Source organism: Amycolatopsis sp. NBC_01307 (assembly GCF_035975215.1).
Lineage (GTDB): Bacteria > Actinomycetota > Actinomycetes > Mycobacteriales > Pseudonocardiaceae > Amycolatopsis.
In genome coordinates, this window is sequence record NZ_CP108403.1 from 7572714 (window position 1) to 7596826 (window position 24113).

The following is a 24113-nucleotide window of genomic DNA, read 5'->3' on the forward strand; positions in this document are numbered from 1 at the left end:
CCATGGGGCCTGCCACCGCCACCCTGGTGGGGCCCGCCTTACCGCCGAAAAGCCGTGAAGGCCTCCTTACCGGCCGTAAGAGCCGGTAAGGAGGCCTTCACGGACGTAGCTCAGCTGCCGCGGACCCGGCGGACCGTGTCGCGGTAGAAGAGGCCGCTCTGCTTGACCGTGCGCTCCTGCGTCTCGTAGTCCACCCGGATCAGGCCGAACCGCTTCGCGTAGCCGTAAGCCCACTCGAAGTTGTCCAAAAGGGACCAGGCGAAGTAGCCCCGGACGTCCGCGCCCGCGTTGCGCGCCGCCGCCACCGCGGCGATGTGCGAGGCCAGGTACGCCGTGCGCTGCTCGTCGCGGACGAAGCCGCTCGAATCCGGGTCGTCGTCGAACGCCGAGCCGTTCTCGGTGATGTACATCGGGACGCCCGGGTAGTCGCGGCCCAGGCGGGTCAGCAGCTCGGTGAACTTGTCCGGCAGGATCTCCCAGCCCATCGCCGTCGTCGGCTCGCCGAACGGCACCGTGCGGGACGTCGGGACGCCGTCCGAGTCGACCGCGCTGCCCTGCTCGTCGACGCCGGAGAACTGCTGGCCGAAGTAGTAGTTGACGCCGAGGAAGTCCAGCGGGGCCGAGATGATCTCCAGGTCGCCGTCCTGCACCGGCAGCTTGACACCGCGCGCGGCCAGGTCCTCGACCACGTCTTCCGGGTACTCCCCGCGCACCAGCGGGTCCAGGTAGATCCGGACGCCCAGGCCGTCCGCTTGCCGCGCCGCGCGGACGTCTTCCGGCGCGTCGGTCGCCGGGTCGGCGGTGCACATGTTGAGCGTGATGCCGAACTCCGTGTCCGCCGGTGCGGCCTCACGCATCCGCTGCGTCGCCAGGCCGTGGCCCAGCAGCAGGTGGTGCACCGCGTGCAGCCCGGCCGCGTAGTCCCGGCGGCCCGGCGCCATCACGCCGTGCACGTACCCGTGCATCGCCGAGCACCACGGCTCGTTCAACGTCGTCCAGTGCCGCACGCGGTCCTTGAGGCGGTCGAACACCAGCATCGCGTAGTCCGCGAAGCGGTACGCCGTGTCCCGCGCCGGCCAGCCGCCCGCGTCCTCCAGTTCCTGCGGCAGGTCCCAGTGGTAGAGCGTCAGCCACGGCGTGATGCCCTTGCCGAGCGTCTCGTCGACCAGCCGGTCGTAGAACCCCATGCCCGCCTCGTTGACCGGGCCGCGGCCGCGCGGCTGGATCCGGGGCCAGGCCACGGAAAACCGGTAGGTGTCCGCGCCCAGCTCACTGACCAGACCGATGTCCTCCGGCATCCGGTGGTAGTGGTCGCAGGCGATGTCACCGTTGTCATTGTTGTCGATCGCCCACGGGACCTGGCAGAAAGTGTCCCAAATGGACGGTGTGCGCCCGTCTTCGGAGACCGCTCCTTCGATCTGGTACGCGGCGGTGGCCACGCCCCAGCGGAAGTCCGGCGGCAGGCTGTCGATCAACGCCTGCTGCTGCGCGGTCGCGGCTGTGGTCTCGGTCAAGGCGGCTCTCCTCCAGTGGTACCGGACAGGACGGGCGACGTTCAGGGGGTAGCGACGGGGTGCAGGAAACACGCCACTTCGCGCGACGCGTCGCCGCCGGGCAGGCCCAGCACGGGCACCTTCGAGTCGCACGGCTCGAAGGCCTTGGGGCACCGCGGGTGGAACGCGCAGCCGGCCGGCATGCCCCGCGTGTCCGGCGGTGAACCCGGGATCCCGCTGAGCTCGCGTCGCGGACCCCGCAGCGCGGGGAACGAGTTCAGCAGGCCGTAGCTGTACGGGTGCAGCGCGTCCCGGTAGAGCGCCGACGCCGGGGCCTGTTCGACGATCCGGCCGCCGTACATGATCGCGATCCGGTCCGAGAACTCGACCAGCAGTGAGAGGTCGTGCGTGATGAACAGGACCGAGAAGCCCAGCCGCTCGCGCAGTTCCACGAGCTGGCCGAGGATCTGGCGCTGCATCACGACGTCGAGCGCGGTGGTCGGCTCGTCCATGATGACCACGCGTGGCTCGAGCGCCAGCGCCATCGCGATCATCACGCGCTGGCGCATGCCGCCCGAGAGCTGGTGCGGGTAGGCCTCCAGCCGGTCGGCCGAGATGCCGACCAGCTTCAGCAGCTCCTTCGCCCGGGCCACCCGCCCGGCGCGGGTCGTGTCCGGCTCGTGCGCCTTGATGACGTCGACGAGCTGGGTGACGACCTTGTGCACCGGGTTCAGCGAGTTCATCGCGCCCTGGAAGACGATCGACGTCTCGGCCCAGCGGAAGTCGCGCAGCTGCTTGTGGGTCAGTTTCAGGACGTCGTACGGCTCGGCGTTCTCTGGGTGGTAGATCACCTCGCCGCCGCGGATCACGCCCGGCGGCGCGAGCAGCCGCGTCAGCCCGTAGGCCAAAGTGGACTTCCCGCTGCCGCTTTCCCCGGCCAGGCCGAGGACTTCGCCGCGGTTGAGCGTCAGGTGCACGTCGCGCACCGCGCGCACGGCCTCGTCGCCGACGCCGTAGTCGACGTCGAGGCCCTTGATCTCCAGGACCGGTGTCATGATGCCTGTTCCTCCCGCCCGAGCACGGGCGTGAAGCCCACTCGCATGTGCTGCGTGCGTCCGTGGATGTCCTTCACCTTCGCCTTGCCGCTGCCGCGCAGCCGCGGGCTGACGAACTCGTCGATGCCGAAGTTCAGCAGGGACAGCGCGGTGCCGAGGACGGCGATCGCCAGCCCGGCCGGCACGAACCACCACCAGGCGCCCTGCGCCAGCGCCTGCTGGCTCTGCGCCCAGAACAGGATCGTGCCCCAGTTCCAGTTCGAAAAGCTCGAGACGCCGACGAACGCCAGCGTGATCTCCGACATCACGCCGAAGATCACCGTGCCGACGAAGCTGGACGCGATCACCGCCGTCAGGTTCGGCAGGATCTCGAAGAAGATGATCCGCCACGTCGACTCGCCCGTGGCGCGCGCCGCTTCGACGTATTCCCGGCCTCTCAACGAAAGGGTCTGCGCGCGCAGGACCCGCGCGCCCCACGCCCACGACGTGAACCCGATGACCACCGCGACCAGGTAGTCACCACCGCTCGGCAGCGCGCTGCCGATGATGATGATCAGCGGCAGCGCCGGGATCACGAGGAACACATTGGACAGTGCGGAGAGTCCTTCACCCGGCGTCCCGCCGAGGTAGCCGGACGTGACGCCGACGACGACCGCGAGGATCGTCGCCACGACGCCGGCGGTCAGCCCGACGAGCATGACGCTGCGGGTGCCGACCAGGACCTGGCTGAAGATGTCCTGGCCGAGGTGCGTGGTGCCGAACCAGTGCCGCCCCGACGGCCCTTCGAGCAGGTCGTTGCTGCGGGCCGACGGGTCGAACGGCGCGATCCACTCGCCGATCACCGCGATGATCAGGAAGAACACGATGACGCTGAGCCCGGTGATCGTCTTGCCGCCGGTGAGGAACCGGAACCGGCGCCGCTTGGCGCGCCCGGCGACGGCGTCGATCGGGAGTGCTTGGGCGGCCTTGACGTCCGCTGCTGGTACCGCCATGTCAGCCCGCCTTCCGGGTCCGCGGGTCGAGCGCGAGGTAGGCGACGTCCGCGAGGAGGTTCGCCACCAGCACCGACAGCGTGATGATCAGGAAGATGCCCTGCATCAGCGGGTAGTCCTGCGAGCCGACCGCCTGGAACAGCTCGAAGCCGACCCCCGGGTAGGAGAAGACGATCTCCACCAGCAGCGTGCCGCCGACGATGAACCCGAGCGCCAGCGCGAACCCGGAGACGCTCGGCAGCAGCGCGTTGCGCGCCGCGTAACCGACCGCGACCCGGCGTTCGGACAGGCCCTTGGCGTGCGCGACGGTGACGTAGTCCTCCGAAGCGACGGTCACCATCATGTTGCGCATGCCCAGGATCCAGCTGCCCATCGAGCTGATCAGGATGGTGATCGCGGGCAGCAGGCTGTGCTGGATCGCGCTGCCGATGAAGTCGGGGTCCCAGCCGGGGATCAGGCCCGGGTCGTACCCGCCGGACGACGGGAAGAAGCTCCCCGGCCCGGCCAGCAGCGTCAGGGCGATCAGGCCGAGCCAGAAGTACGGCACCGACGAGAGGAACGTCGTCACCGGGAGCAGGCCGTCGACCCACGAACCGCGCTTCCAGCCGGCGACCACGCCGAGGCCGGTGCCGATCAGGAAGCCGATGATCGTCGTGATGCCGACGAGGATGATCGTCCACGGCAGACTGTCGCCGAGCACCTCGGTGACCGGCGTCGGGAAGAACGTGAACGACAGCCCGAGGTCGCCGCGGAAGAGCTGGGCCCAGTAGTGGAAGTACTGGGTCACCATGCTTTCGTTCTTGTCCAGTCCGAAGAGGACGTACAGGGACTGGATCGCGTCGGCGCTGAGCGTGCCCTGGTTCTTCGTGATCAGCGACTGCACCGGGTCACCCGGGATCAGCCGCGGGATGAAGAAGTTGATGGTGACGGCGGCCCACGCCGTGAAGAGGTAGAAGGCCAGCCGTTGCAGCAGGTACCTCATCGGGCGGCCCCGTCGTACAGCCAGCACGCGGCCCAGTGGCCGGGTGCGTCGTCGACCTCGAACCGCGGCGGCAGGTCGGTCTTGCAGCGTTCCATCGCGACCGGGCAGCGCGGGTGGAACCGGCAGCCGGACGGCGGGTCGATCAGGCTCGGCGGCTCGCCGGCCCCGCGCTCGACGGGCACCTCGCCGGGTGCGAGGTCGCTGTCCCCGGCGGCGACCTGGAGCCGGTCGGGGTCGGGTGCGGATTCGATGAGCAGGCGCGTGTACGGGTGCGCCGGGCGCTGCGTGATCGTCTCGCTGTCGCCGCCTTCGACCATCCGGCCGGCGTACATCACCATCGTCTCGTCGGCGAAGTAGCGCGCCGACGCGATGTCGTGGGTGATGTAGAGGATCGCGAGGTGCAGGCGTTCCTTGAGGTCCCGCAACAGGTTCAGCACACCGAGCCGGATGGAGACGTCCAACATGGACACCGGCTCGTCGGCCAGCAGGGCCTCCGGGTCGGCGCCGAGGGCCCGTGCGATCGCGACGCGCTGGCGCTGCCCGCCGGACAGCTCGTGCGGGAACTTGTCGATGTAGCGCTCGGGCGGCGTCATCTGGACGCGCAGGAGCAGGTCGTGCAGCGCCTGCTCCAGGTCGTCGCCGGCCCGGCCGTGGATCTTCAGCGCCCGCGTCAGGTGGTACCGGACGGTGTGCACCGGGTTCAGCGACGCGAACGGGTCCTGGAAGATCATCTGCACCCGGCGGCAGTAGGCCCGGAACGCCTTGCCGTGCCGCACGTTCACGGTCTCGCCGTGCAGCCGGATGTCGCCGCCGGTGCGCGGGTAGAGCCCCGCGAGCAGCCGCGCGACGGTCGACTTGCCCGAGCCGGACTCGCCGACCAGAGCGGTGACCCGCCCCCGCCGCAACGTCAGGGAGACGTCGTCGACGGCCTGGACGGCGCGGCGCGGGCCGGTGAGCCCGGCGCGTCCCTTGCGCCGCACCGGGAAGTGCTTGGTCAGGCCCTCCGCCTCGAGGACCACCGCACCGGGGGTTCCCCCCTCCGATCCGGCCGAAGCCGGATCGGAGGGGGCCGGGGCGGCCGCGGCGTCGCCGTGGCCGTCCCCGTGTTCGGTCTTCACACCTGAGTCCGCCATCGATCAGGCCGCGGGCTTCAGGTGCAGGATGATGTCCAGCGCGTTGCGCAGGGTGGGCTGCGCGGGGGCGTACGGGTTCGCCTCCTCGGGCCAGCCCGTCCAGTTCTTCGTGCTGTACTCGCCACCGGAGTTCGCGGCCGACGTCGGGATCATCGGCTGCTGGTCGATCATGATCTTCTGCAGCGTCGCCATGGCGGCGGTGCGGGAGGCGTCGTCCTCGGCGTTGGCGTAGGTCTCGAGCGCCCTGGTCGCCTCGTCGTTCTTGAAGCGGCCGTAGTTGCCGTTGATGTTGCCCTGGCCGGTCGGCTTGTAGCGGTTGCCGTCCATGACGTCGCGGTACATGTCGTACGGCGTCGCACCGTCGTTGGTCCAGTGCATCAGGCCCTCGAAGTCACCGGTGTCGACCGACTTCGTCCACGCGTCCTGGTTCATCTTGTCGACCGTCGCGGTGATGCCGATCTGCGACAGGTTGTCCTTGATGATCTCCAGGTCGGTGATGTAGTCCGACCAGCCCGACGGGACCGTGAGCTTGAGGGTGACCGGCTTGCCGGACGGGTCCTGCAGCTTGTCGCCGTTGAACGTGAAGCCGGCGCCGGTGAGCTGCGCCTTGGCCGCCGCGACGTCGACCTTGACGGTCTGGCCCTGGTACTGCGGCGCGATGAACGGGTCGCCCGCCGGCGTCGGGATGCCGGTGACCTGGTCGTTCTTCGGGTAGAAGTAACCCGCCTCGCCCTGGTTGAAGATGTCGTCGCGGTTGATCACCTTGCTGATCGCCTGGCGCAGCGGCGCGCTGTTCCAGGGGGCCTTCTCGGTGTTGAACCACAGGCCGTGGACGGCCAGCTGCGCGGGGAACCAGAGCTTGTAGTGCTCGGGGTCCTTGTTCGTGTAGACGGCCTTGTAGTTCGGGATGAAGACGAAGCTCCACTCGGCCGCACCGCTGGCCAGCGCCGAGACCTGCGCGTTGTTGTCCGTGTAGGACGTGTAGCGGATCTCCTTGACCTTCGGCGCTTCCTGCCAGTAGCCCTCGCGCTGGCTGACGATCACCGTCTGCGGGGTGAACGACTTGAGCGTGTACGGGCCGGTGCCGACCGGGTTCTTGATCGTGTCGAGCGCCGGGTCCTTGATGCCCTGCCAGATGTGCTTCGGCACCACGATCGTCTGCAGGATCTTGACCTGGTTGACGAACTGGGAGCTGTCGAAGCTCAGCGTGACCTGGTTGCCGGCCGCGGTGATGTCCTTGTACGGGACGGCGTCGATGTTCAGCGCCTTGTTGTCCCGCAGCAGGCCGAACGTGTAGGCCACGTCGTCACCGGTCATCGGCTGGCCGTCGGAGAACTTCACGTTGTCCCGGACGGTCAGGACCAGCTTCTTGTAGTTGTCCGACCAATCCCACTTCGTCGCCAGCCACGGCTTGCCGGGCTCCTGCGGCTTGACGCGGTTGAGCATCACGAGGGGTTCGAAGATCGTCCACCGGTAACCGAGGTTGGCCGCGGCCGACGTCTCGAGGAACGGGTTGTTGTTCTCCGACTGCGGGCCGTTCGGCATCCCCACGTTGAGCACGGCGTTGGGGTTGCCCTGACCTGCGCTCGAGCTACCTCCCCCGCACGCGGTCAAGCCCCCCAGGGCCATTAGTGCCACTAGCGCTGCGACGATGGAGCGCTTGACTCGCATCGGTTCCTCCTGGTCATCGACGACTACTCCGTGTCGACTGGTAGCGAGCCCCGACCGCCGGCGACCGAACGACGCCACGAGTCAACCTGGGTGACTCGGGTCACGTCAATAACACGGCGGTAACGTTTTGTACCTAAGTTTAAGTACTGAAAGAACTCGCAGGCTTGGGCCGACCGGCGGTTTACCCCTTGCGACACAAGGGGTTTCAGCCGGTCCGGCCGCCCGCGGCGAGCAGCTGCGCGACCGGCAGGGTGGCCGCGCCGAGCGCGACGGCCTCCGGCCCGAGCCGGCCGAGGACGACTTCGGTGCGCCCGGCGAGGTAGTCGAGCGCGTGCCGGCCGACCGCGTCACGCACGGCGGGCAGGATCGCCGGACCCATGATCGCCCCTGCGGAGCCGGAAAGCACCACCCGGTCGGGGCTGAGCAGGTTGATGAGGTTCGCGATGCCGATCCCGAGGTACTCGCCGGTCTCGGCCAGCACCTCCGCGGCCGGCCCGGCGACCTGCGCTTCGGCCACGATGTGGGCCAGTTCGGCGTCGCTTTCGTCCCCGATGACGGGATCTTTCCCCACCCGATCGGCGTAGTGCCGGACGACCGCCTCGGTGCCGACGTAGGCCTCCAGGCAGCCGTGCGACCCGCACCGGCAGGCCGCGCCGCCCGCCTTGACGACCGTGTGCCCCCACTCGCTGGTCGTGATGCCCGGGTGCGACGGCCCGGCCGTGGCGACCGCGGCCCCGACCCCCACACCGAGCAGGGCGACGATGGCGCGCCCGGCGCCGCGGCCGGCCCCCAGCCAGCTCTCGGCCTGGCCCAGCGTGCGGGCGCGGTTGTCCAGGTGCAGCGGCGCGACGACGTGCGGGCGGATGAGGTCGGCGAAGGCCACGCCGCGCCAGCCGAGGGTGGGCGCGTGGACGATCCCGCCGTCGCGGACCGCCCCGGGCACGCCGATGCCGACGCCGAACACCGCGGCGGCGTCCCCGCCCTCGAGCACCTCGGCGATGCCGGCGCGCACCAGCGCGGCGACCTCACCCGGGTCGAGCCGCGTGCCGACGAGGGGGTGGCGCACGGTGCCCAGCGTCCCGAGCGCGCAGTCGAACAGGCCGACCTCGACGTGCGTCTCGCCGACGTCGACGCCGACGACGTGGCCGAAATCCGGCCGCACGGCCAGCAGCGTCCGCGGGCGTCCGCCGTCCGATTCGACCGATCCGGCTTCGGCGACGACGCCGTCCGCGATCAGTTCGGCCACGACGTTCGTAACGGTGGCGGCCGAAAGTCCCGATTCAGCTACCAGTTCCAGTCTGCTGACGGGGCCGTGGAGGTAGAGGGTGGAGAGGAGCGCCGCACGGTTGTGCCGCCGGAGGTCTCTGGTCGTCTGCCGCACCACCTGGGTCACGGTGGGGATTGTGCCAGACACATGCGGTGCGACCATCAGTTCGGGACTTAGTTCACCAGTTAATACATGGCCACAACTTAGGGTGATCAGGCATCCTGTCAGTAGCCGGTAAGAGTTCAGATGGGTTGCCCATGGCGAGCAAGCGCACCACCGTCCGCGATCTGCGGCGGCACAATCGTTCCCTGCTGCTGTCGAAACTCTACTTCGACGGCCCGCTGTCGCGGCACGAGCTCAGCCAGCTGACCGGACTGAGTGCCGCCACGGTCAGCAACGTCACCGCCGAACTGGGCGAGGAACGGCTCATCACCGAAGCGGGCCAGGTGGAATCGGACGGCGGCCGCCCGCGCGTGCTGCTGCGCGTCGACCCGGCGTACGGCCACGTCGTCGGCGTCGACATCGGCGAGACCGGCGTCAAGATCGAGTTGTTCGACCTGGCGATGAACCGCCTCGCGACGGTCGACCACCCGCTCCCGGCGGCCCCGGACCCGGCGACCGCGGTCGAGCAGGTGACGTCCGGGCTGCGCGAGGTGTTCGCCAGCGCGGGCATCGGGGACTCAGCCGTCCTCGGCGTCGGCATCGGCGTCCCGGGCACGGTCGAGCAGGGCGAGCGGGTGCTGGTGCACGCGCCGACGGTCGGCTGGGACGCCGTCCCGCTCACGGACCTGCTGCGCGACGCCGGGGTGACGCTGCCGCTGTTCGTCGACAACGGCGCGAAGACCCAGGGCCAGGCGGAGATGTGGTTCGGCGCGGGCCGCGGCGCGAAGCACGCGGTGATAGCGCTGATCGGCTCGGGAGTAGGCGCGGCGGTGGTAGCGGACGGCTCGACGTACCGCGGCTCGACGAGCAGCGCGGGCGAGTGGGGCCACACGACGATCGCGTACGGCGGCGCACAATGCCGCTGCGGCGCACACGGCTGCCTGGAGGCGTACATCGGCGCGGAGGGCGTGCTGACGCGGTACCGGAAGGCGCGCGGCAAGGACATCCCGGGAGCGGACGAGCAGGCCCAGTTCTCGGCGCTGCTGGAGGCGGCCCCGAAGTCCAAAACGGCGGCGAGAGTCCTGGACGACACGGCGGGCTACCTGGGCGCGGGCATCGCGAACTTGATCAACTTGTTCAACCCGGAACGCATAGTGATCGGCGGCTGGGCGGGCTTGGCCCTGGGCGAGCAGCTCCTGCCGCGCATTCGTGAGGCCGCGGGCGAGCACGCCCTACGGCACCCGTTCAGCCAGACGTCGATCCAGCTGGGGTCTCTCGGTCTGGACGCGGTAGCGACGGGCGCGGCGACGCTGCCGGTGGCGGACCTGCTGGAGCAGGGAGCGACATCCCGGTTAGCCAAGCCAGGAGCATCAAACTCCGACGCGGCCTGAGGCCCGCGGGGCCCGGACCGACGCAGCCTGAGGTCAGACCGGGCTGGGGCCGACGCGGCCTGCGGCTGCGGCTGCGGCTGCGGCTGCGGCTGCGGCTGCGGCTGCGGCTGCGGCTGGCCGACTCTGCCAGGCCGGGAGGCTGGCTCGGCCCGAGGCCGGCTCTACCGGGCCGGGAGGCCGGCCCACTGCTGGCAATTGGCCGCCAACTCCGCCAGCCAGGTTCTCGCGGCGGCTTTGCGTAGCGTCTTCCCGAGTAGCGCCCGCCTTCCGAGCAACGCCCGCCCGCCCGAGCAGCGGCCGCCGGCTCCGCAGCCAGATTCTCGCGGCGGCTTCGCGCAGCGCCCACCCGAACAGCGCCCACCCTCCCAGGGGTCCATCCCCGCACCAGCGTATCGGCGCCGACCGACAAAAGGCTGCGGAAGACCGGGTCAGGCGCCCACTTGTCCACAACCCGGCAGGGCTGTGGATGCCCCCTGATCGGGCCGTCACCACAGCTGGAATTCCGAACACCGAGCCCAACCGCCTCCACTACCGCACAGTCCCGCAGCCCCAGAGCGGCGCCCGCCCGAGCAGCGCCCACCACCTGGGCAACGCCCGCCCACCGAACAGCGTCCACCACTGCACCGGCAGCGCCCACCAGAGCAGCGCCCACCAGAGCAGCGCCCACCAGAGCAGCGCCCACCAGAGCAGCGCCCACCAGAGCAGCGCCCACCCTCCCCAGGGGGTCCATCCCCGCTCCAGCGTATCGACCCCACCCGACAACCCCGGGCGAAAGCCCCACCAGGAGCACCCCCCATCCACAACCCGATAACCCTGTGGACAACCGCCATGCCCCGCTGAGCGGGAACCCGACTTCCGCAGCTCAGCCGCACCTCGAGCCGCCCACACCCGTCAGCAACCCACCCTTAATTCGGGTTGAAAAAAAATGACGGTCCGACTGTTGCCCGACTTGTCTGGACCATGCATACTTTGTTGCCAGGCACAACAAAGCCCTGTAGAACCCTTCGTCGCCCGCGATCCACCCGCCCCGGACCGCGGACGGCACCGCGATGCCCGGTCACGCCTGCCGCCGCCCCGGCATGCACGGCCACCCTCCCCTCCCCGCGTTCCGTGCTGCGCGCGGAACGCCGGTCCCCACGGTGAGAGAGGCGACAAAGATGTCCACCTCGAAATTCCGCAAGTTGCGAAGAGCAGCGGCGCTACTGGCCGTCGGCTCGCTGCTCGTCCTCGGGCAGCAGGCACTGACCGCACCCGCCGCCGAAGCCGCGGCCACCTTCACCGACGACTTCAACGGCCCCGCCGGGTCCGCCGTCGACGGCTCCAAGTGGCAGCTCGAAACCGGCGACAACGTCAACAACCACGAACGCCAGTACTACACCTCCGGCACGAACAACGCCCAGCTCGACGGCCAGGGCCACCTCGTGATCACGGCCAAGAAGGAAAACCCCGGCAACTACAACTGCTGGTACGGCCGCTGCGAGTACACCTCCGCGCGGATGAACACCTCCGGCAAGTTCAGCCAGGCCTACGGCCACTTCGAGACGCGCATGAAGCTGCCGCGCGGGCAGGGCATGTGGCCGGCGTTCTGGATGCTCGGCGGCGGCAACTGGCCGACCGACGGCGAGATCGACGTCATGGAGAACGTCGGCTTCGAGCCGAACACCGTGCACGGCACCATCCACGGCCCGGGCTACTCCGGCGCCGGCGGCATCGGCGCGGCCTACAACGGCCCCAACTTCTCCGACGACTTCCACACCTACGCCGTCGACTGGGCGCCCAACCAGATCAAGTGGTACGTCGATGGCAACCTCTACCAGACGCGCACGCCGTCCGACCTGAACGGCAACCGCTGGGTCTACGACCACAACTTCTTCATCATCCTGAACCTCGCCGTCGGCGGGTACTGGCCGGGTGACCCCAACAGCAGCACGACGTTCCCGCAGCAGCTGGTCGTCGACTACGTCCACGTCACCAACGACACCGGCGGCGGCACCACCCCGCCGTCCGGGCGCACCGGGCGGATCACCGGCATCGGCGGCAAGTGCGTCGACGTCGCGGGCGCCAGCACCGCCAACCTCACGCCGATCCAGATCACCGACTGCAACGGCAACGCCGCGCAGAACTGGACCATCGGCACCGACGGCACGATCCGCGCCCTCGGCAAGTGCATGGACGTCAACGCCGCCGGCACCGCCGACGGGACAGCGGTCCAGCTCTACGACTGCAACGGCAGCGTCGCCCAGAAGTGGGCGATCAGCGGGGCCAAGGACATCGTGAACCCCAACGCGAACAAGTGCCTCGACGCCACCGGCAATTCGAGTGCGAACGGCACCCGCCTGCAGATCTGGACCTGCGGCGGCGGCGCGAACCAGAAGTGGACCACTCCCTGACCCGGTCCCCCCTCGTGAGTGCGTAACAGTGTTCTAACACTGTTACGCACTCACGACCCCTTACCCCACAGGAGAATCCAAGTGCGGCGATTCCTCGTCGCGCTAATGGGGTGTGCCCTGTTAGCGCTTTCTTTCCTGACGTCCACCTCCGCCCAAGCGGCGGTCGAGGCGGGTCCGTCCGCGAGCCAGCTGCTCGCGAAGACCACGTCCTGCCAGCAGATCTCGAACGGCAAGTACTCCTTCGACGAAGGCGGCGCGGCGACCGTGCCCGTCTGCCAGGCCAACGGTGCGGTGTTCTTCAAGGCCGACATGGACATCGACTGCGACGGCGTCCGTACCACGCAGTGCAACGAGCAGACCGACTGCTGCTTCTACCCGGACACCGCGTTCCACACCTCGACCGACCAGCCGCTCAACGCGGCCCAGCTGCCCTACATCGTGCTGCCGCAGCCGACGTCCACATGGGACTACCGCAACTACGGCATCGACGGCGGTTCGGTCGTGGCGGTGATCTACAACAACCAGGTCACCTACGCCGTGGTCGGCGACACCGGGCCGACGAGCATCATCGGCGAGGCGTCCTACGCCACCGCCGTCAACCTCGGCATCAACCCCGACCCGAGCAACGGCGGCACCGAAGGCCCGGTGACGTACATCGTGTTCCCGAACACGCACGTCAACCCGATCGAGAACCACAACAACGCCACCAGCCTCGGCGAGCAGGTCGCGACGCAGTTCGCCGGCGGCACCACCACCCCGCCGCCCGCCGGTGGCGGGCAGATCACCGGCGTCGGCGGCAAGTGTGTCGACGTCAACGCGGCGAGCAGCGCCAACGGCGCCGCCGTCCAGCTCTACGACTGCAACGGCACCACCGCTCAACAGTGGACAGTCGGCAGCGACGGCACGATCCGCGCGCTCGGCAAGTGCCTCGACGTCACCAGCGCGGGCACGGCCAACGGCACCACCGTCCAGTTGTGGGACTGCAACGGCAGCAACGCCCAGAAGTGGTCGGCCAACGGCTCGCAGAACCTCGTCAACGCGGGCTCCGGCAAGTGTCTCGACGCCACCGGCAACAGCTCCGCCAACGGCACCCGGCTCCAGATCTGGACCTGCGGGTCCGGCGCGAACCAGAAGTGGACGCTCCCATGAGAAAACGCTCTCTCCTTTCCCTGCTTGGCGTGACCGCGCTCGCCGCGGCCGCCTTCGCCGTGCCCGCGCAGGCCGCGGGCGAAGCCGTGAACGTCTGGCTCACCACGACCGACGACGCCAAGGGCGTCAACGTCACCCGCGGCCTGCAGCAGCAGACACCGATCAGCTTCACCGCGGGCACCGGCACCGGCGGCCAGACCATCAACGTCAACGAAAACACCACCTACCAGCAGTTCGAGGGCGCCGGCGCGTCGTTCACCGACTCCGCCGCGTGGCTGCTCAACTCGAGCAACCTGCTCAGCGCCAGCACGCGCAACTCGGTGATGCAGAAGCTGTTCGACCCCAACGCGGGCATCGGCATCAGCTTCCTGCGCAACCCGATCGGCGCGTCGGACATCGCGCGCAACAGCTACACGTTCGACGACGTGCCCGCCGGGCAGACCGACCAGAACCTGGCGAAGTTCTCCATCGCGCACGACCAGGCGGACGTGCTGCCGCTGACCAAGCAGGCGCTGCAGCTCAACCCGCAGATCAAGGTCATGGCCTCGCCGTGGAGCGCGCCGCCGTGGATGAAGGACAACGACAGCTACCTGCTCGGCTGGGTCGAGTCGCAGTTCTACCCGGCGTACGCGCAGTACTTCGTCAAGTACGTCCAGGCCTACCAGGCCGCGGGCGTGCCGATCAACTACCTGACCGTCCAAAATGAACCGACGTGCTGCGCGAGCTACCCGTCGACCAACTGGAACGGCGCGGGCCTGGCGTACTTCACCAAGACCAACCTGCTGCCCGCGCTGCACAGCGCCGGACTGTCCACAAAGGTCCTCGCGCTGGACTGGAACTGGGACCAGTACCAGTCCTTCGCGGCGCCCACAATGGACGACGCCGCCATCCGCAACGACCCGAACTTCGGCGGCATGGCGTGGCACGGTTACGGCGGCAACGTCTCGCAGCAGACGACCGTGCACAACCAGTACCCGAGCGTCAACGCGTACTCGACCGAGCACTCCGGCGGCACCTGGGTGTCGAACCAGCAGGCCGAGGACATGACGAACATCGTCGACTACACGCGCAACTGGAGCCGCACGGTCACCAAGTGGAGCCTGGCGATGGACCAGGCGCACAACCCGCACAACGGCGGCTGTGACACGTGCACCGGCCTGGTGACCGTCCACAACGGAGACGGGCGCAACGGACAGGTCGACTACACCGTCGAGTACTACACGATGGGTCACCTGACGAAGTTCGTGAAGCCCGGCGCGGTCCGGATCGACTCGAACGACAACTCGACCGTCCGCAACGTCGCCTGGAAGAACCCGGACGGCTCGAAGGCGCTGATCGCGTACAACACCAGCACCGGCAACCAGAGCGTCCGGGTGAACTGGGGCAACTCGTCGTTCACCTACAACCTGCCCGGCCACACGTCGGCGACGTTCACCTGGGCGGGCAACCAGGGCACCGGCGGCGGTGGCGGCACCGGCAAGACCGGGCCGATCACCGGCCTCGGCGGCAAGTGCCTGGACGTCGCGAGCGGCAGCAGCGCGAACGGCGCGGCCGTGCAGCTCTACGACTGCAACGGGTCGGCGGCGCAGCAGTGGACGGTCGGCACCGACGGCACGCTCCGCGCGCTGGGCAAGTGCCTCGACGTGACCGGACAGTCCACAGCGGACGGTGCCCAGCTGCAGCTGTGGGACTGCGGCGGGACGGCCAACCAGAGTTGGGCGGCGACGGCGGCCAAGGACCTCGTCGGGGCGGCGTCGAACAAGTGCGTCGACGCGACCGGCAATTCGAGCGCGAACGGCACCCGGCTGCAGATCTGGACCTGCACCGGCGCCGCCAACCAGAAGTGGAACGTGCCCGCATGAAGAAACTGGCAGCATTCGGCGCGCTGGTAGCCGCGGCGTCGGCGTTGGTGCTCGCCCCGGGAGTCGCGCAGGCGGCGACCGGCCCGATCACCGGCATCGCCGGTAAGTGCGTCGACGTCAACGCCGCGAGCACCGCGAACGGCACGGCGATCCAGCTCTACGACTGCAACGGCTCGAACGCCCAACAGTGGACAGTCGGCAGCGACGGTTCCCTGCAGGCGCTGGGCAAGTGCCTCGACGTGACCAACGCGGGCACGGCGAACGGCGCGTTGATCCAGCTGTGGGACTGCAATGGCTCCAACGCCCAGAAGTGGACGGCCAACGCGGCGAAGAACCTCGTCAACACCGGGTCGGGCAAGTGCCTCGACGCCACCGGCAACAGCTCGGCGAACGGCACGCGGCTACAGATCTGGACGTGCGCGAGCAGCGCCAACCAGCAGTGGACGCTCCCGAGCGGCGGCACGACCCCGCCACCGTCCGGGCCGGGCGTGATGGCCGTCGCGCCGTACCTCTACAACGGCTGGGGCAACCCGCCGAGCCCGGCGACGATCCAGAACGCCACCGGCGTCAAGTGGTTCACGCTGGCGTTCGTGCTGTCCAACGGCTACTGCAACCCGCAGTGGGACGGCGGCCGCGCGCTGACCGGCGGCGTCGACCAGAACACCATCAACACCGTGCGCGCGGGCGGCGGCGACGTCATCCCGTCGTTCGGCGGCTACTCCGGGAACAAGCTGGAGTCGTCGTGCGGCAGCGCGGGTGAGCTGGCGGCGGCGTACCAGAAGGTGATCAGCGCCTACGGCCTCAAGGCGATCGACATCGACATCGAGGCCGACGCCTACAGCAACCCGACCGTGCAGCAACGCACGGTCGACGCGCTGAAGACGATCCGGGCGAACAACGCGGGCATCAAGCTGTACGTCACGTTCGGCACCGGGCAGTCGGGGCCGGACAACAGCCTGGTGAACCGCGCGGCCCAGTCCGGGCTCACGGTCGACGGCTGGGTCATCATGCCGTTCGACTTCGGCGGCGCCGGCCAGAACATGGGCACGCTCACGCAGCGCGCGGCGGAGGGCCTCAAGAACGTCGTCAAGTCGGCTTACGGCTACGACGACGACACGGCCTACCGGCACATGGGCATCTCGTCGATGAACGGCATCACGGACAACAGCGAGACGGTCACCCTGGCCGACTTCAACACCATCCTGGCCTACGCGAACACGCACCACCTGGCCCGGCTGACGTTCTGGTCCGCGAACCGCGACCGCCCCTGCCCGGGCGCCTACCCGAACGACGACACGTGTTCGGGCGTTTCCCAGCAGGCGTGGGACTTCACGAGGATCTTCGCCCGCTACGCCGGCTGACGCACCACCCCTGAAGTCCGTGAATGCCACATCGAGGGACATAGTGTCCGTCAATGTGGCATTCACGGACTTCGGCGTTCGGGGGTGCCGCGTGCCGTTTCGGAACTGCCGGGGGTGACCCTGGGGGTAGCCACGCCCCGGCAGCCGGGTTTCGCGGGCCGCTGGGGGTATCCGGCGGCGAAACCGCGCTGAGGTTATCCAGTCCGCGGCCCGGAAACGCCGGGCTCGGCCCGTCCGGACCGCAAGCGTGCCCGAAGACGCACTACTCGACGGCGATCGCCGCCCGGGCGGCGGCCGCGCGGTCGGCGTACGCCTCGACCAGCTGCTCCTCCGCGTCCTCCAGGTACTTCATCAGCAGCTGCTCCGCGCCCGGGCCGTCGCCCGCCTCGACGCGGTCCAGGATCTCGTGGTTGCGCGGCAGGTAGCGCTCGTGGAAGCGGCGCGGCTCGGCCATGATGTGGAACACCAGCCGCAGCTCGGCCGTGAGCCGGCCGACCAGCTCGTTGACGCGCTCGCTGCCCGACAGCGCGGCCAGCTCCTGGTGGAACCAGACGTTCGCGGTGCCGAGGTCCTTCCAGTTCCCGTTGCGGGCGGCCTCGTCACCGATGTCGACCTTCTCCTTGATCCGCGGGAACGACGCCGGCTTCGCCGTCACGCCCCGGACCGCGGCGCACTCGATGATCTTGCGCACGCGGTAGATGTCGACGACGTCCTCGATGCTCGGGATCCGCACGAACACCCCGCGGTTGAGCTCGTGGGCGAGCAGCCGCTCGTGCGTGAGCAGCCGGAACGCCTCCCGCAGCGTGTTGCGCGAGACGCCGAGCGCGTTGCCGATGTCCTGCTCCGACAGCCGCCCACCGGGCAGGAAGAAGCCCTCCGCGATGCGCTTGCGGAGGACGCCCGCCACCCGCTCGGCGGTGCTCTTGCGGCTGACCAGGCCGCGATCGGCCTCCAGGCCGGGAAGGTCCGGGACCACGCTGTCTTCGATGACCACGGCGACGATGGTACCCGTCACACAGGGGACGATCGAATTGCACTCTTGTGGAATTGTTGAACAATCCTTACTGTGTGAGGCACGCCACGATGAGACACTGGCCTGGAGGTGCCCGACATGACTGCCACAGCAACCGAGGCCCGGCCGTTCGACTGGTTCCGCACACTGGGGAAACGCGGCCGGCTCGCCTTCGCCGGCGCGTTCGGCGGGTACGGCCTGGACTCGTTCGACTACCAGACCCTGCCCCTCGGGCTCGCCGCGATCACCGCGTACTTCGGCATTTCGAGCGGTGAAGCCGGCCTGCTCGGCACGACGACGCTGGTCGTGTCGGCCGTCGGCGGCATCGGCGCCGGCATGCTGGCCGACCGCATCGGCCGCGTCCGCACGCTCCAGATCACCATCGCGATGTACACGGTGTTCACCGTGCTCTGCGGGTTCGCGCCCAACTTCGAGACGCTGCTGATCTTCCGCGCGCTGCAGGGCCTGGGCTTCGGCGGCGAGTGGGCGGCCGGCGCGGCGCTGGTCGCGGAGTACTCCTCGGCGCGCTACCGCGGCCGGACCGTGGCGTTCGTGCAGAGCGCGTGGGCGGTCGGCTGGGGCCTGTCGGTGATCGTCTACACCGTCGTGTTCAGCCTCGCGAGCCCCGACCTGGCCTGGCGCATCATGTTCTGGACCGGCGTCATCCCGGCACTGCTCGTGCTCTGGGTCCGCAAGAGCGTCAAGGACGCGCCCCGCGCGGAGGAACGCCTCAAGGGCGAGCGCGTCAAGGGCACGCTGGTCAAGATCTTCCACCGCGACCTCCTGCGCACGACGTTCTTCGCCGCGCTGCTCGCGACCGGCGTCCAGGGCGGGTACTACACGATCTCGACGTGGCTGCCGTCGTACCTCAAGAAGACGCGCGAACTGACCGTCATCGGCACCGGCGGCTACCTCGCGTTCCTGATCACCGGCGCCTTCGTCGGGTACGTCTGCGGCGGCTACCTGACGGACCTGATGGGGCGCAAGAAAACCTTCCTGACCTTCGCGATCCTGTCGGCCGGGCTGATCGTCGCGTACACCCAGATCCCCAAGGGCGCCAACGGTCTCGTGCTGGTGCTCGGCTTCCCGCTCGGCTTCTCGATGTCCGCGATCTTCAGCGGCTTCGGCGCGTACCTCGCCGAGCTGTACCCGACGACGGTGCGCGGCACCGGCCAGGGCTTCACGTACAACTTCGGCCGCGCGGTCGGCGCGATCTTCCCGACCGTCGTCGGCTTCCTCGGCGCGGGCGGCGCGATCGTGTTCGGCGCGATCGGCTACGCCATCGCCGCGTTCGCCCTGCTGGGGCTACCCGAAACCCGAGGGATCGAACTCGTTGACTGAGGGGGAACTCATGACGACCTTCGACCAACCGGCCACGTTCACGCCGGAGCAAGCCCGCGAAGCGTTCCGACGTGGCACCGCCCGCCCCACGACGGGCTGGGCGGGCGGCTTCACCCAGACGAACCTGATCGCCGTGCCGCAGGACTGGGCCTACGACGTCCTGCTGTTCTGCACCCGCAACCCGCAGGCGTGCCCGCTGCTCGACGTCACCGACCCCGGCGACCCGGGCACCAAGCTGGCCGACGGCGCGGACCTGCGCACCGACCTGCCGCGGTACCGGATCTGGCAGAACGGCGTGCTCGCCGGCGAGGTCTCCGACGCGACCGGACTGTGGCGCAGCGACATGGTCGCCTTCTCGATCGGCTGCAGCTTCACCTTCGAGACGGCGCTGGCCGCCGAGGGCATCCCGCTGCGGCACGTCGAGCAGGGCCGCAACGTCTCGATGTACCTGACGAACCGGCCGTGCGAACCGGCCGGGCGGCTCTTCGGCCCGATGGTCGTGTCGATGCGGTACCTCCCCGAGGACCGCGTCGACGACGCCATCCGCATCACCCGTGCGATGCCGGCCGTCCACGGCGCGCCGGTGCACATCGGGGACCCGCGTACCCTGGGCGTCGAAGATCTTTCGCGGCCGGACTTCGGTGATCCGGTGGACGCGGCCGACGGTGACGTCCCGGTGTTCTGGGCCTGCGGGGTCACCCCGCAGGCGGCGCTGATGGCGTCGCGGCCGCCGTACGCGATCACCCACGCGCCGGGGTACATGTTCATCACCGACCGCCACGACAGCGAATACCGGGTGGGCTGAAATGGACCTGAACAGCGACCTCGGCGAGGGTTTCGGCGCCTGGAAGATGGGCGACGACGAAGCCGTCCTCGACATCGTGACCAGCGCGAACGTCGCGTGCGGCTTCCACGCCGGCGACCCGTCGGTGATGCGGCACGTGTGCGAGCTGGCGGCCGATCGCGACGTCGCGATCGGCGCGCACGTCGGCTACCACGACCTGGCCGGGTTCGGCAGGCGCGCGCTCGACATCGCCCCGGAGGACCTGGCCAACGAGGTGCTCTACCAGATCGGCGCGCTCGACGCGTTCGCCCGCGCGGCCGGCAGCCGCGTGACGTACGTGAAGCCGCACGGCGCGTTGTACAACACCGCGGCGGCCGACCCGGAGCAGGCCGCGGCGATCGTCGAGGGCCTGCGCCGCTACGACCCGGCGCTCGCGCTGCTCTGCCTGCCGGACTCGGAAATGCAGCGGGAGGCGGAAAAAGCCGGGGTGGTGGCGTACGCCGAGGCGTTCGCCGACCGGGCCTACACCGCGGAAGGCCGGCTGGTGTCGCGCAAGCAGCCCGGCGCCGTGCTGCACGAACCCGGCGCCGTCGCCGAGCGCGCGGTAGCCATGGCGACCGGCGGCGGGGTCGTCACGGCCGACGGCGCCAAGCTCGACCTGCGCCCGGACTCCCTGTGCGTGCACGGGGACACGCCGGGCGCGGTGGAGCTGGCCCGGCGGATCCGCGACGGCCTGACCGACGCGGGTGTGCCGCTCACCGCGTTCACCGGATGACCGTCCGGCTGCTGCCGTGCGGGCGGCGCGCGGTGCTCGTGGAGGTCGACGACGTACTGGGCTATCAGGCCGCGCTGGTGCAGGCGTCGCCTCTTGGTGTCGAAGAGCTGGTTCCGGCCGCGCGGACGTTGCTGGTCCGCTTCGACCCGGCGGTGACCTCCGCTGACCGGCTGGGCGCCCTGCTGCGTCGAGTGTCCCCTGTGGACAGTGGACCTGCCGACGCCCACGAAGTGGTCATCCCGGTGGTGTACGACGGCGAGGACCTGACGGAGGTCGCGGCCGAGACCGGGTTGTCGGTCGCGGAGGTCGTGGCCCGGCACAGCGCGGGTTCATACGTCTCGGCGTTCTGCGGGTTCGCGCCCGGGTTCGCCTACCTGTCCGGCGCGGACCCGGTGCTGCACGTGGCCCGCCGATCCTCGCCGCGGACGCGCATCCCGGCGGGTTCGGTGGCGATCGCGGGCGAGTACAGCGCGGTGTACCCGAGCGCGTCGCCGGGCGGCTGGCGGTTGCTCGGACGGACCGAGGCGCCGGTGTGGGACGTCGAGCGCGACCCGCCGAACCTGCTGCCGCCGGGGACGCGCGTGCGCTTCCGGGAGGTTTCGTGAAGCTCGAGATCCTGCGGCCCGGGTTCGCCACGACCGTGCAGGACCTCGGCCGCCCCGGCCACGCGGCCCTCGGCGTCGGCCGTTCGGGCGCCGCCGACCGCGGCTCGTTCCGGCTGGCCAACCGGCTCGTCGGCAACCCGTCGGGGGCCGCGGGCCTGGAAGTCACGCTCGGCGGCCTGGTGCTGCGCGCGACGGCGTTGACGACGATCGCGGTGACCGGCGCGGACTGCCCGCTGTCGAAGGGCGGCTTGAACGGGCCGATCACACTCCGGCCGGGCGAGGAACTGGCGCTCGGCATGGCGTCGACCGGGCTGCGCTGTTACGTCGCGGTCCGTGGCGGCATCGACGTCCCACCGGTGCTGGGCTCGCGGTCGACGGACACCCTCGGCAAGCTCGGCCCGCCACCGCTCGCCGCGGGCATGCTGCTGCCGATCGGATCTCCGCCGATCGGCTTCCCCACGGTCGATCTCGCGCCCCGCGCGGCCCTGCCGGTGTCGCCGGTGCTGCGCGTGACGCCGGGCCCGCGTCGCGACTGGTTCACCGACCCGGCGCGGCTGCTGTCCACTGTGTACACGGTCTCGCCGGACTCCGACCGCGTAGGCATCCGCCTGACCGGCCCTCCGCTTTCCCGCACCCGCCACGACGAACTGCCGTCGGAGCCGTGCGTGCCGGGATCACTGCAGGTGCCGCCGTCGGGGCAGCCGATCCTGTTCCACGCCGACCACCCCACGACGGGCGGCTACCCGGTGATCGCCGTCGTCGACGAGGAGGACCTGGACGTCGCCGCCCAGCTGCGCCCCGGCCAGACCCTCCGCTTCCGGGCCTCGTGAGTGTTTAGGGCGGTTAGAACCGCCCTAAACACTCACGACAAGCTGCGGCAGACCACCCAGGCCGTGACCGTGACCGCGAGCCAGATCGCCCAGGCCGCGCCCGGGGCCAGGCCGGTCGCGATGACCCCCAGAGCCATCGCGACCAGCACCGGCCAGGCCCGCCGCCGTCGCCGTGTCAGGCCGGACTCCGCCAGGTAGGCGTCGAAGGCCTCCGCGACCTGGTCGTCGATCTCGTCGCGCAGCCGCGGGCTCAGCTCAGACATGGGCCGGGACCGCCGGCCGCGGCAGGGCCACCGACAGGCACGCGAGGGCCAGCGGCACCTCCAGCCCGGCCATGAGCAGCGAGAACACGACGTCGTCGCCGGCCGTGACGACGTCGAACCAGGCGTCGGTCAGCAGCAGCGTGGCCGTGCCGATCGCGGCGAACGGCATCCGCGGGTCGCCGCGGCCGAGCAGCCAGGCCGTCGCGAGCAGGCCGAGCGCCTCCGCCGCGTCGAAGCCCGTCCACGCCAGGCTCCAGTGCTGCGCCGGATAGACGTCCGGCAGTGTCATCCCCAGTACCGCGATCCACGGCAGCAGGCACAATCCCGCCGCCCAGAAGACCTTCCGCATCGAAACCCCCGAAGTCTCGTACCCCCGGAACCCAAGGTAGCCGAATGCAGAGATTCTTTGCAAACAGTCTCTGTAGTACGCTCCGGGCATGGTCGAACGTCCCGAGCGGCGGGTCCTCACCGGCGCGGATCTCAAGGCCTTCTACAAGGCCCTGGCCAACCCTGTGCGCCGCGACATCCTGTCCTACCTGGGCGAACACGGCGAAGCGAACTCGACGAGCGTCGCGAAGGCCCTCGGCGAAAGCACCGGGACGACCAGCTACCACCTCCGCAAGCTCGCCGACCTGGACCTGATCGCGGAGATCGAGGAGCGCTCCACCGGCCGCGAGCGCTGGTGGAAGGCACTGTCGAAGGACATCTTCACGCCACCCGGCCTGGAGATGACGCCGGACGAGCGCGAAGCCGCGCTGAAGCTGGGCGCGCTCAAGATGAGCCACGACATCGGCCTGGTCACGCGGGCGTACGCGGGGTACGACAGTGCCGAGGGCTGGAACCAGATCCACCGCTCCGGGCTGCGCCTCACGAAGGACCAGATCGCGTCGTTCGTCGAGGAGTACCAGAACCTGATCTGGAAGTACGTCACCGCGCCGGGCGAGCACCCCGAGGGGTCCCGCGCGCTGGCCGTCCGGCTGGTCATGGTCCCGGAGACCGAGACCGCCTAGAACCCGGACACCCGCAGCGTGATGTTCAGCCGGCCGGTCAGGCCGAGCGCGGGGTCCGCCGTGCCCGGCAACGTCCGCGGGACGCCGTGGTAGGCGAACCGGGAGGCCCCGCCGAAGACGAACAAGTCGCCCGAGTGCAGTTCGACGTCGGTGTACGGCCTGTTGCGCGACTCCGTGTTGCCGAAGCGGAAGACGCACGTGTCGCCGAGGCTGAGCGACACCACCGGGGCCGCGCTCTGCTCGTCCTTGTCCTGGTGCTGGCCCATCTTCGTCTTCGCGGCGTAGAAGTTGACCAAGGCGGTGTCGGGCACGTAGTCCTCGGCCGGTTCGCCGTACGCGTCCGCCAGCGCGCGGCGGCCGAGGTCGCCGAGCCAGTCCGGGAACGGCAGCACCGGCCGGCCGTCGTCGGTCGTGCGCGAGTAGCCGTACGGGTACCAGTGCCAGCCGAGGCAGACGGTCTTGACCGACATCACGCCGCCGTTGGGGTAGGTCGTGTTGCGGTAGCCGGGCCAGCCGCGGCAGGCGGCGACGAGGTCGCGCTGCGCGTCGAAATCGAGCCAGTCGGGCAGGTGCACCGCACCCGGCGCCAGTTCGGCGCGGGGTCTCGGCAGAAGAGCGTCCACTACTTCGATTGTGCCAGCGACT

23 protein-coding genes are annotated in these 24113 nt (G+C 69.8%); 11 read left to right on the plus strand and 12 right to left on the minus strand.

Annotation, left to right across the window (positions count from 1 at the left end):
• Positions 1–110 precede the first annotated feature (110 nt).
• From OG439_RS33020 to OG439_RS33050, 7 genes are all read right to left on the minus strand, one after another.
• A complete protein-coding gene (locus OG439_RS33020; RefSeq protein WP_326944602.1) occupies positions 111–1514 on the minus strand; it encodes a GH1 family beta-glucosidase in 1404 nt (467 codons plus the stop codon).
• A 41-nt stretch (positions 1515–1555) separates the two neighbouring features.
• Complete coding sequence (locus tag OG439_RS33025) at positions 1556–2548, minus strand: ABC transporter ATP-binding protein (RefSeq protein ID WP_326944603.1); 993 nt, start codon at positions 2546–2548, stop codon at positions 1556–1558.
• Entirely contained in the window at positions 2545–3540 is a 996-nt protein-coding gene (locus tag OG439_RS33030; RefSeq protein WP_326944604.1) for an ABC transporter permease, read from the minus strand. The genes OG439_RS33025 and OG439_RS33030 overlap by 4 nt, the downstream gene beginning before the upstream one ends.
• A gap of 1 nt (position 3541) precedes the next feature.
• Positions 3542–4522 (minus strand): ABC transporter permease, encoded by a 981-nt coding sequence (locus OG439_RS33035; RefSeq protein WP_247058240.1) that lies wholly within the window; start codon positions 4520–4522, stop codon positions 3542–3544.
• Positions 4519–5541, minus strand: coding sequence for an ABC transporter ATP-binding protein (locus tag OG439_RS33040; RefSeq protein ID WP_326951677.1), 1023 nt, complete (start codon positions 5539–5541; stop codon positions 4519–4521). Before OG439_RS33040 ends, OG439_RS33035 begins: the two co-directional genes overlap by 4 nt.
• A 117-nt stretch (positions 5542–5658) precedes the next feature.
• Entirely contained in the window at positions 5659–7215 is a 1557-nt protein-coding gene (locus OG439_RS33045; protein ID WP_326944605.1) for an ABC transporter substrate-binding protein, read from the minus strand.
• A 316-nt stretch (positions 7216–7531) separates the two neighbouring features.
• Positions 7532–8719 carry an ROK family transcriptional regulator gene (locus OG439_RS33050; RefSeq protein WP_326944606.1) on the minus strand — a complete coding sequence of 396 codons (1188 nt, stop codon included), beginning with the start codon at positions 8717–8719 and terminating at the stop codon, positions 7532–7534.
• 131 nt (positions 8720–8850) lie between these two features.
• On the opposite strand from OG439_RS33050, the gene OG439_RS33055 reads away from it, so the two are divergent.
• Positions 8851–10086: an ROK family transcriptional regulator gene (locus OG439_RS33055; protein ID WP_326944607.1), complete on the plus strand. Its 1236-nt coding sequence runs from the start codon at positions 8851–8853 to the stop codon at positions 10084–10086.
• A 528-nt stretch (positions 10087–10614) separates the two neighbouring features.
• On the opposite strand, the gene OG439_RS33060 is transcribed toward OG439_RS33055, so the two are convergent.
• Positions 10615–10887, minus strand: a complete 273-nt coding sequence (locus tag OG439_RS33060) for a hypothetical protein (protein ID WP_326944608.1) — start codon at positions 10885–10887, stop codon at positions 10615–10617.
• 356 nt (positions 10888–11243) lie between these two features.
• Here OG439_RS33060 and OG439_RS33065 point away from each other — a divergent pair, with 356 nt between their 5' ends.
• The 4 genes from OG439_RS33065 (at position 11244) to OG439_RS33080 (ending at position 16848) form a co-directional block, all read left to right on the plus strand.
• The gene (locus OG439_RS33065; RefSeq protein ID WP_326944609.1) at positions 11244–12476 is read left to right on the plus strand and encodes a family 16 glycosylhydrolase; all 1233 of its coding nucleotides are present in this window, start codon (positions 11244–11246) and stop codon (positions 12474–12476) included.
• 81 nt (positions 12477–12557) lie between these two features.
• Positions 12558–13625 (plus strand): ricin-type beta-trefoil lectin domain protein, encoded by a 1068-nt coding sequence (locus OG439_RS33070; RefSeq protein WP_326944610.1) that lies wholly within the window; start codon positions 12558–12560, stop codon positions 13623–13625.
• A gap of 29 nt (positions 13626–13654) precedes the next feature.
• The gene (locus OG439_RS33075) at positions 13655–15487 is read left to right on the plus strand and encodes a ricin-type beta-trefoil lectin domain protein (protein WP_326944611.1); all 1833 of its coding nucleotides are present in this window, start codon (positions 13655–13657) and stop codon (positions 15485–15487) included.
• The gene (locus OG439_RS33080) at positions 15484–16848 is read left to right on the plus strand and encodes a ricin-type beta-trefoil lectin domain protein (protein WP_326944612.1); all 1365 of its coding nucleotides are present in this window, start codon (positions 15484–15486) and stop codon (positions 16846–16848) included. The genes OG439_RS33075 and OG439_RS33080 overlap by 4 nt, the downstream gene beginning before the upstream one ends.
• Positions 16849–17110: 262 nt before the next feature.
• Here the strand turns inward: OG439_RS33080 and OG439_RS33085 are convergent, their stop codons facing one another.
• Positions 17111–17842 (minus strand): GntR family transcriptional regulator, encoded by a 732-nt coding sequence (locus OG439_RS33085; RefSeq protein ID WP_247063703.1) that lies wholly within the window; start codon positions 17840–17842, stop codon positions 17111–17113.
• Positions 17843–17959: 117 nt separating this feature from the next.
• Between OG439_RS33085 and OG439_RS33090 the strand changes: the two genes are divergently transcribed.
• Genes OG439_RS33090 through OG439_RS33110 form a run of 5 tightly spaced genes read left to right on the plus strand, consistent with a single transcriptional unit; the run spans position 17960 to position 22195 of the window.
• On the plus strand, positions 17960–19201 hold the full coding sequence (locus OG439_RS33090; protein WP_326944613.1) for an MFS transporter: 1242 nt from the start codon (positions 17960–17962) through the stop codon (positions 19199–19201).
• Positions 19202–19211: 10 nt separating this feature from the next.
• Positions 19212–20006, plus strand: a complete 795-nt coding sequence (locus tag OG439_RS33095; protein ID WP_326944614.1) for a putative hydro-lyase — start codon at positions 19212–19214, stop codon at positions 20004–20006.
• Between the two features lies 1 nt (position 20007).
• The gene (locus OG439_RS33100; protein WP_326944615.1) at positions 20008–20760 is read left to right on the plus strand and encodes a LamB/YcsF family protein; all 753 of its coding nucleotides are present in this window, start codon (positions 20008–20010) and stop codon (positions 20758–20760) included.
• Positions 20757–21365 carry a 5-oxoprolinase subunit B family protein gene (locus tag OG439_RS33105; protein ID WP_326944616.1) on the plus strand — a complete coding sequence of 203 codons (609 nt, stop codon included), beginning with the start codon at positions 20757–20759 and terminating at the stop codon, positions 21363–21365. Before OG439_RS33100 ends, OG439_RS33105 begins: the two co-directional genes overlap by 4 nt.
• Positions 21362–22195: a biotin-dependent carboxyltransferase family protein gene (locus OG439_RS33110; RefSeq protein ID WP_326944617.1), complete on the plus strand. Its 834-nt coding sequence runs from the start codon at positions 21362–21364 to the stop codon at positions 22193–22195. Before OG439_RS33105 ends, OG439_RS33110 begins: the two co-directional genes overlap by 4 nt.
• A gap of 32 nt (positions 22196–22227) precedes the next feature.
• On the opposite strand, the gene OG439_RS33115 is transcribed toward OG439_RS33110, so the two are convergent.
• Both OG439_RS33115 and OG439_RS33120 read right to left on the minus strand, forming a co-directional pair.
• On the minus strand, positions 22228–22458 hold the full coding sequence (locus OG439_RS33115; protein WP_326944618.1) for a hypothetical protein: 231 nt from the start codon (positions 22456–22458) through the stop codon (positions 22228–22230).
• A complete protein-coding gene (locus tag OG439_RS33120; protein ID WP_326944619.1) occupies positions 22451–22807 on the minus strand; it encodes a hypothetical protein in 357 nt (118 codons plus the stop codon). Before OG439_RS33120 ends, OG439_RS33115 begins: the two co-directional genes overlap by 8 nt.
• A gap of 88 nt (positions 22808–22895) precedes the next feature.
• Between OG439_RS33120 and OG439_RS33125 the strand changes: the two genes are divergently transcribed.
• Positions 22896–23468 carry an ArsR/SmtB family transcription factor gene (locus OG439_RS33125; protein WP_326944620.1) on the plus strand — a complete coding sequence of 191 codons (573 nt, stop codon included), beginning with the start codon at positions 22896–22898 and terminating at the stop codon, positions 23466–23468.
• Here OG439_RS33125 and OG439_RS33130 read toward each other — a convergent pair.
• Complete coding sequence (locus OG439_RS33130; protein ID WP_326944621.1) at positions 23465–24091, minus strand: alpha-ketoglutarate-dependent dioxygenase AlkB family protein; 627 nt, start codon at positions 24089–24091, stop codon at positions 23465–23467. The genes OG439_RS33125 and OG439_RS33130 overlap by 4 nt on opposite strands.
• Positions 24092–24113 lie beyond the last annotated feature (22 nt).

Excerpts from the sequence above, each read along its gene's own strand:
- OG439_RS33055 (WP_326944607.1), top strand. The coding sequence starts at position 8,851 with ATGGCGAGCAAGCGCACCACCGTCCGCGATCTGCGGCGGCACAATCGT.
- OG439_RS33095 (WP_326944614.1), top strand. The coding sequence starts at position 19,212 with ATGACGACCTTCGACCAACCGGCCACGTTCACGCCGGAGCAAGCCCGC.
- OG439_RS33115 (WP_326944618.1), bottom strand. The coding sequence starts at position 22,458 with ATGTCTGAGCTGAGCCCGCGGCTGCGCGACGAGATCGACGACCAGGTC.
- OG439_RS33090 (WP_326944613.1), top strand. The coding sequence starts at position 17,960 with ATGACTGCCACAGCAACCGAGGCCCGGCCGTTCGACTGGTTCCGCACA.
- OG439_RS33025 (WP_326944603.1), bottom strand. The coding sequence starts at position 2,548 with ATGACACCGGTCCTGGAGATCAAGGGCCTCGACGTCGACTACGGCGTC.
- OG439_RS33030 (WP_326944604.1), bottom strand. The coding sequence starts at position 3,540 with ATGGCGGTACCAGCAGCGGACGTCAAGGCCGCCCAAGCACTCCCGATC.
- OG439_RS33080 (WP_326944612.1), top strand. The coding sequence starts at position 15,484 with ATGAAGAAACTGGCAGCATTCGGCGCGCTGGTAGCCGCGGCGTCGGCG.
- OG439_RS33065 (WP_326944609.1), top strand. The coding sequence starts at position 11,244 with ATGTCCACCTCGAAATTCCGCAAGTTGCGAAGAGCAGCGGCGCTACTG.
- OG439_RS33105 (WP_326944616.1), top strand. The coding sequence starts at position 20,757 with ATGACCGTCCGGCTGCTGCCGTGCGGGCGGCGCGCGGTGCTCGTGGAG.
- OG439_RS33120 (WP_326944619.1), bottom strand. The coding sequence starts at position 22,807 with ATGCGGAAGGTCTTCTGGGCGGCGGGATTGTGCCTGCTGCCGTGGATC.
- OG439_RS33100 (WP_326944615.1), top strand. The coding sequence starts at position 20,008 with ATGGACCTGAACAGCGACCTCGGCGAGGGTTTCGGCGCCTGGAAGATG.
- OG439_RS33035 (WP_247058240.1), bottom strand. The coding sequence starts at position 4,522 with ATGAGGTACCTGCTGCAACGGCTGGCCTTCTACCTCTTCACGGCGTGG.
- OG439_RS33125 (WP_326944620.1), top strand. The coding sequence starts at position 22,896 with ATGGTCGAACGTCCCGAGCGGCGGGTCCTCACCGGCGCGGATCTCAAG.